The following is a 14,834-nucleotide window of genomic DNA, read 5'->3' as shown; positions in this document are numbered from 1 at the left end:
GGAGCGTGTGCAACAAACTAAGCTGGAAAGCCAACCAACAAGAAGAGCCATCCATGAAGTCTGTCACTTTCGGCGCCCTGATCGTTCTTGCCGCCTCGACCGCCTCCTCCTTCGCACTTGCACAGGACGTCGCCGCCGGGAAATCCTCCTTCAACAAGTGCCTCGCCTGCCACGCCGTCGGCGAAAACGCCAAGAACAAGGTCGGTCCGGAACTCAACGGGTTGAACGGCCGCAAATCCGGCGTCGCCGAGGGCTATTCATATTCGGACGCCAACAAGAATTCCGGCATCACTTGGGATGAAGCGACGTTCAAGGAATACATCAAGGACCCGAAGGCCAAGATCCCGGGCACCAAGATGGCCTTTGCCGGCATCAAGAAGGAGTCCGAGGTCAACGACCTCTGGGCCTTCCTCGTGCAGTTCGACAAGGACGGCAAAATCAAGCCGTAAGCGCTGAAGCCTTTTGGTTTGGCGCGTTTTCTTGATGCGAACCGGTGCCCACTGCGCTTGAAAACGCGCTAGGCGCCGGCCGCCATCTTGGTCGGAAGCACGGCCTGCACCACAAGCCCGCGGGCGCGGGCATCCATCACGCCGACGGCGCGCAGCGCCAGCAGCGTGACGGTCTGCACCGCGTCGCGCAGCTTGGCCTGATCTTCGAGATTGTCAGGCGCCATCGGCCCGACCAGCGCTTCATGCAACGCGCCAAGCAGTGCAGCAGCTGCGAGCGCCGTATCCTGCGCCGGCAAATGACCGGCGCGAATGGCTGCCGAAATGCGGGATTCGATCTCGCCGGCGATCTCGCGGCGGCTGGCCAGTCGCGACTCCGTCACATCGACTTCGACCGGTTCGGCCAGGATGCCCCACGACAATTTGCGGTGAGAAACGACATGCACGGCGACCGTGGTCACCGCAGCGGCGAGCGCCGATGACGGACCCGGCGCGGCATCCGCAGCCCGGCGGATCGCGGCGAGTTCGTCGCGCGAGACGTCAGCGATGAGTTCGGAAATCAGGTCGGCCTTGGACGGGAAATACCGATAAACCGTGCCCGCCGCGACATTGGCGCGAACCGCAACCGGCGCGATCTGGACCGCCGCCATACCACCTTCGGCACAGGTTTCGCGTGCCGCCGCCAGAATGGCGCTGCGCCGCGCCGCAAGCCGCTTCACGACTTGATGGGTCCGTCGGTAAACCATGAGCGTCTCATCCCCGGCACCCCTTGGCCAACCTGACGGCTGTCACAAATAAGGTGCGTAACTTCAAGGTTTTGAGCGAACTCCCGAGGTGCTCGCGATAAGAACTGAACACTAGTTCAGACTCGTTGACAAGGTGTTTTGCGCATGGCGGGATTCAACTTTTCGGGTAGACCTAGCCGCCAAAACCGAGCGCGCGGGCGGCCGCGGCTACCGCCATGCCGGTGATGACGGCAATGAAGTCGTTGCGGCGGATGATGGTCACGACCATCGCGGCAAGGATCGCGAAAACCACCACCGGCCCGCCATTGACGGCCACGGGCAGTGCGGCAGCAACGATGATCGAGCCCGGCAATGCATCGAGCATCCGGCGAACCCGCGGCGTAACGTTGACGTAGCCCATCAGCCAGTAGCCACCGAGGCGCGAGGCCACCGTGACCGCGGTCATGACCGCAAAGGCGATCATCACATCGCTGCGCAAAAATTCCGTCATGCGGACACACCCGCCGGATGTTGCGGTTCGGGTTCGTCCATGAGCCCGGCACTGATCGCTCCCGATAGCGCGCCGGCGATGATGAACCACCAGCCCGGCACCAACCAATGCACCGCGAGGGCAACGATGCCGGACACAACCCAAGGAATGGCAAGGCGCGGGCCCTTCCATGCGGGCACCAGCATCGCGGCATAGAAGGCCGGCATCACCAGATCGACACCGTACTTTCTCGGGTCAGTGAGTTGTTCGGCCAGCAGGAAACCGGGGATGGCCGAGAACAGCCAGGTGAAATACAGCACGATGCCACCGCCGAGATAGAACGACGCATCGGCCCCGCCATGATCGCGATAGCGCATCGCGGCGAGCCAGCCGCCGTCGGTCACGAGCAGCATCGACGGATAGGCCTGCCATGCGGGCAACGTGCCGAACCACGGGCGCAGTGTCGCGCTCATCAGGAAGAAGCGGATGTTTACGGTGAGTGTGAGCAGCGCCAGCGTCGCGATCGCACCCGGCGTCAAAACAGCTGGCCACGACTGCACCGCAACAAATTGCGATAGCCCGCCATAGACCGTCGCCATCATCACTTCGACTTCGGCAAGCGTGAGGTTCTTCTGCGCACACAGCGCACCGAATGCCATGCCGAAAGCGAGCGTGCCGGGCAGCATCGGTCCGATGGCAATGATGCCGGGCACGATGGCGGCCTTCGACCAATAGGCTGGCGCTTTCGGGATGTGGCTGGAATGCATCGACTGATCCGCATGACGCCCGCAGGCCAATCATGCCTGCGGGCATCACGCGATCAGGTCAAGCGATGCGGATTCATATGCGCCATGCAGCGGCGGATATGAGACCAAAGACTACTCCCAATTCAGCGCGCCGCCATTCTGGTACTCGATCACCCGGGTCTCGAAGAAGTTCTTCTCCTTCTTCAGATCCATGGCTTCTGACATCCACGGGAACGGATTTTCCGTCTCGTTGAACACCGGCGCGAGACCTATCTGCGCGCAGCGGCGGTTGGCGATGAAGTGCATATAGGTTTCGCACAGCGCCGCATTCAGCCCGAGGAAACCGCGCGGCATGGTGTCCCGCCCATAGGCGGCTTCAAGCTCGGCCGCAGTGCGGATCATGTCGCGGATTTCCTCCTGGAACGCTTTGGTCCAGAGATGCGGATTCTCGATCTTGATCTGGTTGATGACATCGATGCCGAAGTTCAGATGAATCGATTCATCGCGCAGGATGTACTGATACTGTTCGGCGATCCCGACCATCTTGTTGCGGCGGCCGAGCGACAGGATCTGCGCAAAGCCCGTATAAAACCACATGCCTTCGAAGATCACATAGAACGCCACGAGATCGCGCATGAAGGCCTGATCGGTCTCCGGCGTGCCGGTCTTGAAGTCGGGATCGTCGAGATGCTGGGTGTGCTTGAGCGCCCAGGCGGCCTTCTCGGTGATCGACGGCACCTCGCGATACATGTTGAACAGCTCGCCCTCATCGAGGCCGAGACTCTCGACGATGTACTGGAAGGTGTGCGTATGCACCGCCTCCTCGAACGACTGCCGCAGCAGATATTGCCGGCATTCCGGATTGGTGAGGTGGCGATAGATCGCCAGCACGATATTGTTGGCGACGAGGCTCTCTGACGCTGCGAAGAAGCCGAGATTGCGTTTGATCGCACGGCGCTCGTCTTCGGTCAGGCCATCGCGCGACTTCCACAGTGCGATATCAGCCTGCATCGAGACTTCGGTCGGCATCCAGTGATTGTTGCAGCCGGCGAGATACTTCTCCCACGCCCATTTGTACTTCAGCGGCAACAGCTGATTGACGTCCGCGCGGCAGTTGATCATGCGCTTCTGGTCCACCGAGACGCGGCCGCCAGAGCGATCGATGGTGCCGAGACCGGTGGCGTCGGTGGGAGATTGCGGGATCGGGATGAAGGCGGGGGTTTTGGGAGCGGATGAGGTATCGGACCAGTCGAGCATGGGTGTTCCTTGCGTATTTGTTCGGCCCTCATGGTGAGGAGCCCGCTTCTTCAGCGGGCGTCTCGAACCATGAGCGTGGGGCCATCCTTCGAGACGCGGCCAAGAAGCCGCTCCTCAGGATGAGGTCAGTGTGTTTGGCGCACCCTTACTGGCACGCCTCGCATTCGGGATTGTCGATCGAACAGGCCATCGCTCCGGACAGATCCGGTGCAGTGACGGCGGAGGACTGAACGAGGATCGGCGCACCCGCCGTCTTCGCCGCAGCGACTGTCGCTGACACGGCATTGAGCTTGCCGTCAGTCCCCTTCAGCGTCGACTTCTCCACATGCGTCGCGCTGCGCGAGCGCAGGTAGTAGGTCGTCTTCAACCCCAGCGTCCAGGCCAGGCGATAGAGCTGATCGAGCTTCTTGCCGGATGGATTGGCGATATAGAGATTGAGCGACTGCGCCTGATCGATCCACTTCTGACGGCGCGAGGCCGCTTCGATCAACCACGCGCTGTCGATCTCGAACGAGGTCGCGTAGAGCGCCTTGAGATCGTAGGGCACGCGATCGATCGATCCGACGCTGCCGTCGAAATATTTGAGGTCGGAGACCATCACCTCGTCCCACAGGCCCCTCTTTTTCAGATCGCGCACGAGGAAGGCGTTCACCACCGTGAAATCGCCCGACATGTTCGATTTCACATAGAGGTTCTGATAGGCCGGCTCGATCGACTGCGCGACGCCGCAGATATTGGAGATCGTCGCTGTCGGCGCAATCGCCATCACGTTGGAATTGCGCATGCCGGTGGACTTCACGCGGTCACGCAGGCCGTTCCAGTCGAGCGTGGTCGAGCGATCCATCTGCACGCCGCCGCGTGCCTCCGCGAGTATCTCGATGGAGTCGATCGGCAGGATGCCGCGGCTCCACAGCGATCCCTCAAAGGACGGATAGCGACCGCGCTCGGCGGCGAGATCCACCGATGCCGAGATGGAATGGAAGGCAATCGCTTCCATGCTGGTGTCGGCAAACGCCACGGCCGCATCCGACGCCATCGCGATACCCTGCGCCTGCAGTGCATCCTGAAAGCCCATCAGACCCAGACCCACCGGACGATGCTTGAGGTTCGAGCGGCGCGCTTCCGGGATGGTGTAAAAATTGATGTCGATGACATTGTCGAGCATCCGCATCGCCGTGGTCACGGTACGCTTGAGCTGCGCGTGGTCGAGACCATCCTTGCCGATATGATTGAGCAGGTTGACGGAGCCGAGATTGCAGACCGCCACTTCGTCGTCCGAGGTGTTCAGCGTGATCTCCGTGCAGAGATTCGATGAATGGATCACGCCGGCATGCTGCTGCGGCGAGCGCAGGTTGCAGGGATCCTTGAAGGTGATCCAGGGATGGCCGGTCTCGAACACCATGGTCAGCATGCGGCGCCACAGGTCGGTCGCGCGCACTTTCTTGAATACGCGGATCTCGCCTCGCGCAGCCTTCTCCTCATAGGCCGCATAGCGCTCGGCAAACGGCTTGCCATAGAGATCGTGCAGCTCAGGCGTTTCGTCCGGCGAGAACAGCGTCCATTCGCCGTCGGCTTCGACGCGCTGCATGAAAAGATCCGGCACCCAGTTGGCCGTGTTCATGTCGTGGGTGCGACGGCGGTCGTCGCCGGTGTTCTTGCGGAGATCGAGAAACTCCTCGATGTCGATGTGCCAGGTTTCCAGATAGGCGCAGACCGCACCCTTGCGCTTGCCGCCCTGGTTGACGGCGATGGCCGTATCGTTGGCGACCTTGAGGAATGGCACCACGCCCTGGCTCTCGCCATTGGTACCCTTGATATGCGCGCCGAGACCGCGCACGCGGGTCCAGTCATTGCCGAGACCGCCGGAATATTTCGCCAGCAGTGCGTTGTCCTTCACCGACTTGAAGATGCCGTCGAGATCGTCCGCCACCGTGGTGAGGAAGCAGGACGACAGCTGCGGCCGCCGCGTACCCGAATTGAACAACGTCGGCGTCGAGGCCATGAAGTCGAACGACGACAACAGATTGTAGAATTCGATGGCGCGGGCTTCGCGGTCGATCTCGCGCAGCGCGAGGCCCATGGCAACGCGCATGAAGAACGCCTGCGGCAGTTCGATCCGATTGCCCTGCACATGCAGGAAGTACCGGTCATAGAGCGTTTGCAGGCCCAGGAACTGAAACTGGAGATCACCCTCCGGTTTCAGCGCTGCCGAGATTCGCTTGAGATCGAAGCGCGCGAGTTCGGGATCGAGCAGCTCGGCCGCAATGCCGGTCTTGATATAGGCGCCGAAATATTCGGCGTAGCGCGTGGTCATGTCGGCCTGCGACGCGTGGGTCGGCGAGCCCCCGACAAAGGACAGGACTTCGGTGCGCAGTTTGTCGAGCAGCAGGCGGGCGCTGACGAAGGTGTAATTCGGCTCCTGCTCCACCAGCGTGCGCGCGGCCATGATGCCGGCCAGCGCCAGTTCGTCCAGCGCGATGCCGTCATAGAGATTGCGGCGGGTTTCCTCGAGCACGGGCGCGGCATCGACGCCGTCCAGGCCGGCGCAGGCCTCGTTGACGATCAGCGCGAGACGCGCCGAATCGAGCGGTGCGCGCGTGCCGTTGGCGAGCGTGACATGCAGCACCGGTGCGGTGGAGACGAGCGCCGGCCTGGCGGCCAGTTCTTCGGCGCGGGTGCGAGCGCGCTCCTCGCGGTACAGCACATAGGCGCGGGCCACTTTGTGGTGCTCGCTGCGCATCAGCGCCAGTTCGACCTGATCCTGGACGTCCTCGATATGGAAGGTGCGGCCTTCACCGACGCGGCGAGTCAGCGTCGCCACGACTTCGCCGGTCAGTTGTTCCACCGCCTCATGGACGCGGCGCGACGCCGCTGCCGTGTGGCCCTCGACGGCCAGAAAGGCCTTCGTCATCGCGACGGAAATCTTGCTGCCGTCGAAGGGCGACACCGTGCCGTTGCGCCGGATGATCTGCATCGAGGGTTCGCGCGCAGGCGCAGCGAGCGTTTCCGGCGACAATTGAATCAGCGGCGCATGAGCCGCATCGCGTCCGTTGGACAAAACAGAAGATGAAGTAGGCATCGGCAAGACCCCGTGTGATGCATCAAGCAATGGGGGCTGGGGCCGAAAGGACGCTGCAAAATACACGGCGGAGATCCGCCGGCATTGCCTGCAAGCGACCGCTGGGACACCCCGCCCATGGACGTTCTGGTGTCGCGGCAGGTCTCCTGGCTTGCAGGTCAATGTCTGTTTCAGCCTTCCCGATGCTTGCGCATCAGTGACTTCGATCGAAACAGACTCACTGCTTACAGTTGCGGGGGCAGCGCCGGAATATGACGCAAAACAGCGTCTTTACCGGCTTCCCTCTTAGCCACCAAGTCTTGCGACATGGCGGACCGTGACGTCTATATTTGGTGTGACCCGCGGCGAAGTGTCAAGCGGGCATTGGCGCCGAACGCAACAAATTCGGTAGGGCTGTTGGTTCAGTGGACAACCGCTTGCGTGGCGGAAACCGCGGGGTCGTTGGCGGTTTCTGCACGATGCGATTCGTTGCCGCCGAGCACCGCGAAGCGCAGAACATCGTGATCAACCGATGGAGGATGCGATGCGCGACCTGATGACGACCACTGAAAGGATCAACTTCAACGCTTTCGTAGAGCGAGCCGGTGCGCTCACGGCGTTCGAGACGACGGATCAGATCGCCCGGCGCCGCCTCGACGAGATGCTGAACGAAGCGCTGATGGACAGCTTTCCTGCGAGCGATCCGATTTCTTCGCTGCAACTCGCCTGAGCAGAATCAGACCGCGCGAAAGCTGGCCCGATACTGGCTGGGCGTCAGGCCCAGCCGTCGCACGAAGACCTGACGCATATGTTCGGCGGTGGTGAAACCGGATTCATAGGCCACGACCTTGAGCGGCAGATCGCTGCCTTCGAGACGGTTACGCGCCGTGTCGATCCTGGCGCCCTCGACAAAATCTGCCGGCGTCATCTTTGTTTCGAGCTTGAATACCCGCGCGAAGGTCCGCGCGCTCATGCCCGCCACATCGGCCAGTTCATCCACGCTGTGCGTGTCACGCAGATGGGCCATCACATGGGCATGAACTCGCGCAATCGGTGAATCCGGCTCGGCCGGCGGTACCAGATAGGGACTGAATTGCGACTGGCCACCCTGGCGCTGCGCTACCACGACCAGACGCTTGGCCACGGCCAACGCAACGTCCGCGCCATGATCTTCCTGGACCAGTGCGAGACCGAGATCGATCCCTGCGGTGACGCCGGCCGACGTCACCAGCGCGCCGTCACGACTATAGATGCGATCGAACTCCACATGCGCTTTGGGGAACCGCAACGCCAATAGCGGCGCATTCTGCCAGTGCGTCGTCACCGTCTTGCCGTCGAGCAGGCCTGCATGGCCGAGCGCGAATGCCCCGGTGCACACCGAACCGTAACGCCCCGCCTGGAGCGCCGCATTGGTCAGCCACTCTGTAAGCTGCGGGTCAGCCTCTGCCGTCGGCAGCCCAGGCCCGCCGGCCACCAGAACCAGATCCCAGGGTTTGTTCGCATCACTGAACGCCAGATCGGCAGATATCCGCAGGCCGTTCGATGCACGCAGCGGCGCGCAGTCTGCAGCGACAAGTGTGATGTCGTAGCCGTCGCCCGGAGCGACGAAGCCATTGGCCTCCATGAACACATCAAGCGGACCGGCTACGTCCAACGACTGGACGCCCGGAAAGATCGCAAGAGCAACGGTCTTCATGGTGATGCTTCATTCCATCGATGGCAGTGAACCCAAGCGTTACGGAACAGATAGTCGCCTTCCCGCAGGAAATCACGGGCGAATGGCAGCTTTGCAGGGCGCGGCGTGATTGCGAGGACACCGCCCGCCGGCGACAACGGACGCATCACAACAACCCTGCAAGGAGCATCCCATGAGCAAAACGATTGCCGGCATCAAAGTGCCCGACAGCGCCCTCGCCCGCCAGGTAGATCAGCTTGTGCGCGATACCGAAAGCGATCTTCTGTATCATCATTCCAATCGGGTTTTCCTGTTCGGCGCGCTCGCCGGACAGCGCAAGGGTCTCAAAGTCGATTCCGAGTTACTTTATGTCGGCGCGATGTTTCACGACATGGGCCTGCAGGCGCCCTATGCGAGCAAGGAGGAGCGCTTCGAAGTCGATGGCGCAAATGCTGCCGCAGACTTTCTGCGCAGCCACAGGATCGATGAGCGCGACATCGACGATGTCTGGGACGCCATAGCGCTTCACACGACACCGAGCATTCCCAAGCACAAACGGCCTGTCGTCGCGCTGGTGACCGCAGGCGTCGAGATGGACGTCTTGGGTCTGGAGTATGAGGCCTTCACCGAACACCAGCGCCACGAAGTGTGCACGTGCCATCCGCGTGGCCATGACTTCAAGAACGGGATCATCGATGCGTTCGCTGCGGGGACGATCCACAAGCCGGACACGACCTTTGGCAACGTGAAGGCTGACGTGCTCGACCTCCGCGACCCCACCTACAAACGCGGGAATTTCTGCAGCATCATCCTGAACTCGGCGTGGAGCGAATAGACTCCCGCACGCGCATGGCGATCAACGCTGCCACCAGCAGCGTTGCGCCAAAGCCCGTGGGAGCGCCGAGGAACGGATAGGCGATCAGGAGCACAGCAGCTAGGCCGAGCACCGACAGTTCGTGACGGCGAAAGCCTTCCGCGAGACCGATACGGGCGATGAAGCCGACGGCAATCGCAAGCACCATCACGTCGTACAGGAAAAGGTAGGGCGTTGTGAGCAACGCACCGACTGCCAGCGCAGCGGCTTTCAACTCGTAGCGCACACTGCTGCGCCACAGCGGGACCAGCACGATCACGACAGCGCCGATCATGATCCACTGAAACGTCCAGGCCAGCGGCTCGCTGCCGTCGAAATAGCGCACCAGGGCAAAGATGCTCTGCATCTTGCCCCATGGCGCGCGGCCTTCGGTGAGGAAGGCCTGCGAGAACATCGGCATCCAGTGAATAAACGCCTGCCAGCTCTCGGTGCCGAAAGCGAGCCACGACACCGCGGCCAGCAGCACGGTGGTGATGCCTGCGCTGACAAACGCCTTCCATTGCGACGCTGCGATCAGCATCAGCGGAAACAGGAAACCATATTGCGGCTTGTAGCTGAGCAGACCCAGACAGATTCCCGACAGGATCGGCCGCGTCGGCAGCAGCACCAGCATGCCGCCGATCAGCGCCGCGGTCAGAAATCCATTCTGCCCGACAAGGCCGTTGGTCATCACCACCGGAAAAGCCGCAGCCAATAAAAGACCGAAGGGACGACCGATGATCGCACGCATCGCCGCCAGATACGGCACGAAGCTGACCGCAGCCCAGCCGGCAAAAGCTACAGCATAAGGCAGCTTTGCGAGCAGTGCCGCGATGAACAGGAACGGCGGCGGATAATGCCAGGCGAAATTGCCGGGATAGCTCTGACCGAGAACCGCAATCTGGACCTTTTTCTGGATGTCCCAGTCATAAGCCCAGGCCGGATGACCATCGAGCACCAATCGCCCGGCAGACCAGACATTGACGAAGTCGGTGGGCGAGCCGAGGCCACCCTCGTAGATCCAGCCGCGACCGTAGAAGGTCGGGAAGAAGGCGAGATGCAGCATCGTCAGGATCGTGCAGACAATCAGCAGCACCGGCGGAATTGCGCCACGCTCGGGTATCGAAGTCATCGTGAGCGGCGCTGGCATACGGTCCCCAATGCGCATCAAGGGCGCCGGGCGACAGTGCCGAGGGAAGTTTGAGGAAGGTTTAAGTGGAACGTGGTCGCCGAATCGGGCCTCGCTCCATTCGAGCTACAGATAATAATAAAACGCGGCCTTTCGGCCGCGTTTTGCATGTTTACGTGTGTCGACTTTACGCCTGCGGCTGCGGCTCCAGGCCACCGTCCGGACGCGGGCGCGGCTTGCCAGCGGGAGGCACAGCCGAGGTACGCGGGCCCGACGGCTCCAGCACCGACTCGCGGTTCGGCTTCTTGCCGTTCAGCAAATCCGTGATCTCGTCGCCCGAGAGGGTTTCGAATTCCAGCAAGCCCTTGGCCAGCGTTTCGAGGTCATCGCGCTTCTCGGTGAGGATCTTGGTCGCTTCGTCATAGCCTTCGGCGACCAGACGCTTCACTTCGGAGTCGATCTTCTGCGCCGTGGATTCCGAGACCGCCTGGGTGCGGTTCATCTGCATGCCGAGGAAGACCTCGTCGTTGTTCTCGCCATACGACACCGTACCGAGTTCTTCCGACAGGCCCCAGCGCGTCACCATCATGCGAGCCAGCCGCGTGGCCTGCTCGATATCGGAGGACGCACCCGAGGTGACCTTGTTGCGGCCGAAGATCAATTCTTCAGCAACGCGGCCACCCATCATGATGGCGAGGCGCGAGGTCATCTGCTCCAGGGACATCGACATCTTGTCCCGTTCCGGCAGCTGCATGACCATGCCGAGCGCACGGCCGCGCGGAATGATAGTCGCCTTGTGGATCGGGTCGGTTGCGATGACGTTGAGGCCGACGATGGCGTGACCGCCTTCGTGATAGGCCGTCAGCATCTTCTCTTCCTCGGACATCACCAGCGACTTGCGCTCGGCGCCCATCATCACCTTGTCCTTGGCCTCTTCGAACTCGCTCTGCGTCACCATGCGCTTGTTACGGCGCGCGGCAGTCAGTGCGGCCTCGTTGACGAGGTTCATCAGATCAGCGCCGGAGAAACCGGGCGTGCCGCGTGCGATCGTCTTGAGATTGATATCCGGCGCCAGCGGCACCTTGCGGACATGGACCTTGAGGATCTGCTCGCGACCGACAACGTCCGGATTTGGCACCACGACCTGACGGTCGAAACGGCCGGGACGCAGCAGCGCGGGATCCAGCACGTCCGGACGGTTGGTGGCGGCGATCAGGATCACGCCTTCATTGGCCTCGAAGCCGTCCATCTCGACCAGCAACTGGTTGAGGGTCTGTTCGCGCTCGTCATTGCCGCCGCCGAGACCGGCGCCACGATGACGACCGACGGCGTCGATTTCGTCGATGAAGATGATGCAGGGCGCATTCTTCTTGGCCTGCTCGAACATGTCACGCACACGGGATGCGCCGACGCCGACGAACATTTCGACGAAGTCCGAACCCGAAATGGTGAAGAACGGCACATTGGCTTCGCCCGCGACCGCACGCGCGATCAGCGTCTTACCGGTGCCGGGAGGGCCAACCAGCAGCACGCCGCGCGGGATACGTCCGCCGAGGCGCTGATACTTGCCGGGGTCGCGCAGGAATTCGACGATTTCCTGCAGGTCCTGCTTGGCCTCATCGACACCGGCGACGTCCTCGAAGGTGACGCGGCCATGCGCTTCCGTCAGCATCTTGGCGCGCGACTTGCCGAAGCCCATCGCCTTGCCGGCGCCGCCCTGCATCTGGCGCGACAGGAAGATCCACACGCCGATCAGCGCGATGAACGGCAGCCATGAGACGAGCAGCGACACGAACCACGGCACGTTGTCGCCCGGAGCCTTGGCGGTGATCGAGACCTTGGCGTCATAGAGACGCTTGATCAGGGTCGGGTCGCTCGGGGCATAGGTCTGGAAGCTGGAGCCGTTGGTGAAGGTGCCGTGAATCTCGGGACCCTGGATTACGACATCGCGGACGTGATTTTGATCAACTTCGGTGAGGAGCTGCGAGAACGAAATGTCCTGCGAGGCGGTGCGCTGACCAGGATTCTGGAAAAGCGTGAACAGCGCGAGCAGCAACAAAACGATAATGACCCAGAGGGCAAAATTGCGCAGGTTCGCGTTCATCGATCTTCCTTCGTCGCCGCGCGAAATCGCGGCCTTATTCCCTTGTGAGTCGCCACAAGGGTTCACCCTGGGTCGGTCGGATACAATCTAGGTGCGACCGAGGGCGCTGCCAAGGGAACTGGGATGGACTATTTAACGCATCTACGCGCATTTCCGGTTCAAATAATGGCAGTGCTGACAGGGTTTTCCCACGGTGGTTAAGGTACTGTGGGGCCACTGGTAGGTCTTTGCACTCAATCGGCGCGGCGACGCCTGGGCGGCGCCGGAACGATTCTCAGGCGGTCCTGCGTCAGCGTGATCATGGCACCGGCGAGCGTCTGCTTCAGCAGAGTACCTTTCCCGCCCGATCGCGTGGCCTTAACGATGGCGAATACAAGCGTTTCGACCTTGCCGAGCTCGGCCGGCCCTTCGTGCCCGACCTGATCGATCATCCGCAGCAACAATCGAACGCGAATTTCCTCCGCCAGCCCCGCAAATGCTCCCGCATCGATGGCTTCAGGCATCTTGCCCGGGCTGTGCAGCGCCAGAAACCGCTCTGCCCCGTCGACCATCAGTTCCAGCGCCGCATCGGCACGCCGCAGCCGCGTTGCCAGCCGGGCGAGGTTGCGCGAATCGAAGCCCTCGGACACTAGCGCCGGCATCAGAGCCCTCAGCCGCGGACGGGTGTAGTTCGGATCTGCGTTACTCGGATCGGTCACGAAGTCGATTTTCGCTTTGGTCAGCGTGGCAACAAGTTGCACTTTCGCGATGTGCAAAAAGGGACGCGCGAGCTGGATGCCGTCACGCTCGGTCAACCGCGCCATGCCCGCGAGGCCGGCGATGCCGCTGCCCCGCGCCATCCGCATCAGCAGGGTCTCGGCCTGATCGTCGCGGGTATGCGCAGTCAGTACATGGAATGCTCCGACGCTGCGCGCGGCCTTGGCCAGCAGCAGATAGCGCGCCTCGCGGGCTGCAGCAGGCAGTCCGGTTCTCGGCTTGGCACCAGTCCAACGGAGGGTGCGGTGAGGAATATCGAGAGATGCCGCGAGCCGCTTCACGTCGCGGGCCTCGCGGGCCGCTTCAGGTCGTAAACCATGGTCGATGGTCACGGCAATAAGGTCGGGGCCGCGTTTGAACGCACGCCGCCAACGCGCGGCGAGCCACATCAGGGCGACGGAATCAGGACCACCGGACACGGCCAGGACCAATGCTGGCGCGGACGCCCAGTCAGCGAATAGCTGTTTCGCCATCTGGGCCGAAATCGGCGACTGGTCGTCGTCGGACATGCGCGTCGGAACCGGTTGCGACCCGGCTCATCGTCCGGGGCGATTACCTAGCACTTAACGCGTTTTTGCTCGCGGTCCACGCCCTGTTTCACGCCAGCCGAGGCGCGGGGATATTTCCGTGTCACTTCACCGAAGGCGGCACAAGCTGCTTCCTTTTCCTTCAGCGCGGCCAGCGACTGGCCAAGCCGCAGCAACGCATCAGGCGCCTTGGCGGAAGTGTCGTACTTCGTGGTCACGCCCAGGAATATCTCGGCGGCATCGCGATATTTCTGGCGCTGGAAGAAGCTCTCGCCGAGCCAATACTGCGAATCCGCAATCATTGGATCACCAGGATATTTCTGGGCGAAGTTGCGCATGGTCTCTTCGGCCAGCGCGTAATCACGACGCTGCATATAGCCGATGCCGAGATCGAACTCGTCCTTCGGGGTCGCGCCCGGCGGTAAGGTCGTCAGTGCTGGCGCTGCTCCGGCCGGGGCGGCATTACCCAGCGGGAGCGGCTCGCCGGCCCCACGACCGCCCTGTGCACCGACCGGCGCGTTTGCGGGCATCGGCTGCTGCCCGCCACCCAGCGCGCGCGGCACGCCCGGCGCATTGGGGTTCGCATTGGGATCGAACGCATCGTTACGACGGCCAGCGCGAGGAGCCGGCGCGGGATCCTGAGCAATTGGTGCAGGCGCCGCGATCTGCGGCTGTTGCTGATTGTAACCGGGCTGCGGCGCCTGCTGCACCGGCGGCTGCTGGACCGGGGCGGCAGCGACATTGGGACGGCCACCGGCAGCACCGGGAGGCGCACCGGCCGAGGCGCCGCCGGCCTGCAGCTGCCGAAGCTGATCTTCGAGCTGGCGGTTACGGAATTGCAGCTCCTCGTTCTGGCCGGTGAGCTGCCGCAGCTGGTTCTGCAACCGCTCGATCTGCAAGCCCTGATCGGCATCGTCGTCGCCCGACTGCTGGCCGTAGCCCTGCTGACGGGGGGCCGGTTGACCAAACAACTGCGCCCAAACCGGCGAAGCCGTGACGAGCAGCATGGAGACGAGTGCAGCGCCGGCGAGCGAATGAGATCTGGATGACATTTGAGCCTGAAAATGA

13 protein-coding genes and 1 riboswitch are annotated in these 14,834 nt (G+C 62.4%); of the genes, 3 read left to right on the top strand and 10 right to left on the bottom strand.

Going from position 1 to position 14,834, the window contains the following annotated elements; all coding sequences use genetic code 11:
• Positions 1-53 precede the first annotated feature (53 nt).
• Positions 54-449, top strand: a complete 396-nt coding sequence (gene cycA / locus AB7813_RS25655; RefSeq protein WP_309947418.1) for a cytochrome c-550 CycA — start codon at positions 54-56, stop codon at positions 447-449.
• A 68-nt stretch (positions 450-517) separates the two neighbouring features.
• On the opposite strand, the gene AB7813_RS25650 is transcribed toward cycA, so the two are convergent.
• From AB7813_RS25650 to AB7813_RS25630, 5 genes are all read right to left on the bottom strand, one after another.
• A complete protein-coding gene (locus tag AB7813_RS25650; protein WP_089261951.1) occupies positions 518-1,192 on the bottom strand; it encodes a TetR/AcrR family transcriptional regulator in 675 nt (224 codons plus the stop codon).
• Positions 1,193-1,364: 172 nt separating this feature from the next.
• A complete protein-coding gene (locus AB7813_RS25645; protein ID WP_441228715.1) occupies positions 1,365-1,682 on the bottom strand; it encodes an AzlD family protein in 318 nt (105 codons plus the stop codon).
• On the bottom strand, positions 1,679-2,428 hold the full coding sequence (locus AB7813_RS25640) for an AzlC family ABC transporter permease (protein ID WP_441228714.1): 750 nt from the start codon (positions 2,426-2,428) through the stop codon (positions 1,679-1,681). The genes AB7813_RS25645 and AB7813_RS25640 overlap by 4 nt, the downstream gene beginning before the upstream one ends.
• A 111-nt stretch (positions 2,429-2,539) precedes the next feature.
• Positions 2,540-3,664 (bottom strand): ribonucleotide-diphosphate reductase subunit beta, encoded by a 1,125-nt coding sequence (locus AB7813_RS25635; RefSeq protein WP_441228713.1) that lies wholly within the window; start codon positions 3,662-3,664, stop codon positions 2,540-2,542.
• Positions 3,665-3,809: 145 nt separating this feature from the next.
• On the bottom strand, positions 3,810-6,743 hold the full coding sequence (locus AB7813_RS25630) for a ribonucleoside-diphosphate reductase subunit alpha (RefSeq protein WP_441228712.1): 2,934 nt from the start codon (positions 6,741-6,743) through the stop codon (positions 3,810-3,812).
• Between the two features lie 119 nt (positions 6,744-6,862).
• Positions 6,863-7,077, bottom strand: a riboswitch (cobalamin riboswitch).
• 189 nt (positions 7,078-7,266) lie between these two features.
• Here AB7813_RS25630 and AB7813_RS25625 point away from each other — a divergent pair.
• Entirely contained in the window at positions 7,267-7,452 is a 186-nt protein-coding gene (locus AB7813_RS25625) for a hypothetical protein (protein WP_441228711.1), read from the top strand.
• Between the two features lie 6 nt (positions 7,453-7,458).
• On the opposite strand, the gene AB7813_RS25620 is transcribed toward AB7813_RS25625, so the two are convergent.
• Positions 7,459-8,424, bottom strand: a complete 966-nt coding sequence (locus tag AB7813_RS25620) for a GlxA family transcriptional regulator (RefSeq protein ID WP_441229001.1) — start codon at positions 8,422-8,424, stop codon at positions 7,459-7,461.
• Positions 8,425-8,590: 166 nt separating this feature from the next.
• Between AB7813_RS25620 and AB7813_RS25615 the strand changes: the two genes are divergently transcribed.
• The gene (locus tag AB7813_RS25615) at positions 8,591-9,232 is read left to right on the top strand and encodes an HD domain-containing protein (RefSeq protein WP_441228710.1); all 642 of its coding nucleotides are present in this window, start codon (positions 8,591-8,593) and stop codon (positions 9,230-9,232) included.
• Here the strand turns inward: AB7813_RS25615 and AB7813_RS25610 are convergent.
• The 4 genes from AB7813_RS25610 to ybgF all read right to left on the bottom strand — a co-directional run bounded on the left by AB7813_RS25610 (position 9,204) and on the right by ybgF (position 14,818).
• Positions 9,204-10,400: a glycosyltransferase family 87 protein gene (locus AB7813_RS25610; RefSeq protein WP_441228709.1), complete on the bottom strand. Its 1,197-nt coding sequence runs from the start codon at positions 10,398-10,400 to the stop codon at positions 9,204-9,206. The genes AB7813_RS25615 and AB7813_RS25610 overlap by 29 nt on opposite strands.
• 166 nt (positions 10,401-10,566) lie before the next feature.
• Entirely contained in the window at positions 10,567-12,483 is a 1,917-nt protein-coding gene (gene ftsH / locus AB7813_RS25605) for an ATP-dependent zinc metalloprotease FtsH (protein ID WP_089261969.1), read from the bottom strand.
• A gap of 233 nt (positions 12,484-12,716) precedes the next feature.
• Positions 12,717-13,748: a tRNA lysidine(34) synthetase TilS gene (gene tilS / locus AB7813_RS25600; protein ID WP_441228708.1), complete on the bottom strand. Its 1,032-nt coding sequence runs from the start codon at positions 13,746-13,748 to the stop codon at positions 12,717-12,719.
• 47 nt (positions 13,749-13,795) lie between these two features.
• Entirely contained in the window at positions 13,796-14,818 is a 1,023-nt protein-coding gene (ybgF, locus tag AB7813_RS25595; RefSeq protein WP_441228707.1) for a tol-pal system protein YbgF, read from the bottom strand.
• Positions 14,819-14,834: the final 16 nt, after the last annotated feature.

Source organism: Tardiphaga sp. 20_F10_N6_6, from assembly GCF_052076045.1.
Classification (GTDB): domain Bacteria; phylum Pseudomonadota; class Alphaproteobacteria; order Rhizobiales; family Xanthobacteraceae; genus Tardiphaga; species Tardiphaga robiniae.
This window is presented reverse-complemented; position numbering and strand designations above follow the sequence as displayed.

Coding starts and splice junctions, on each gene's coding strand:
- tilS (WP_441228708.1), bottom strand. CDS start 13,748: ATGTCCGACGACGACCAGTCGCCGATTTCGGCCCAGATGGCGAAACAG.
- AB7813_RS25615 (WP_441228710.1), top strand. CDS start 8,591: ATGAGCAAAACGATTGCCGGCATCAAAGTGCCCGACAGCGCCCTCGCC.
- cycA (WP_309947418.1), top strand. CDS start 54: ATGAAGTCTGTCACTTTCGGCGCCCTGATCGTTCTTGCCGCCTCGACC.
- ybgF (WP_441228707.1), bottom strand. CDS start 14,818: ATGTCATCCAGATCTCATTCGCTCGCCGGCGCTGCACTCGTCTCCATG.
- AB7813_RS25650 (WP_089261951.1), bottom strand. CDS start 1,192: ATGGTTTACCGACGGACCCATCAAGTCGTGAAGCGGCTTGCGGCGCGG.
- AB7813_RS25645 (WP_441228715.1), bottom strand. CDS start 1,682: ATGACGGAATTTTTGCGCAGCGATGTGATGATCGCCTTTGCGGTCATG.
- ftsH (WP_089261969.1), bottom strand. CDS start 12,483: ATGAACGCGAACCTGCGCAATTTTGCCCTCTGGGTCATTATCGTTTTG.
- AB7813_RS25610 (WP_441228709.1), bottom strand. CDS start 10,400: ATGCCAGCGCCGCTCACGATGACTTCGATACCCGAGCGTGGCGCAATT.
- AB7813_RS25635 (WP_441228713.1), bottom strand. CDS start 3,664: ATGCTCGACTGGTCCGATACCTCATCCGCTCCCAAAACCCCCGCCTTC.
- AB7813_RS25640 (WP_441228714.1), bottom strand. CDS start 2,428: ATGCATTCCAGCCACATCCCGAAAGCGCCAGCCTATTGGTCGAAGGCC.
- AB7813_RS25625 (WP_441228711.1), top strand. CDS start 7,267: ATGCGCGACCTGATGACGACCACTGAAAGGATCAACTTCAACGCTTTC.
- AB7813_RS25630 (WP_441228712.1), bottom strand. CDS start 6,743: ATGCCTACTTCATCTTCTGTTTTGTCCAACGGACGCGATGCGGCTCAT.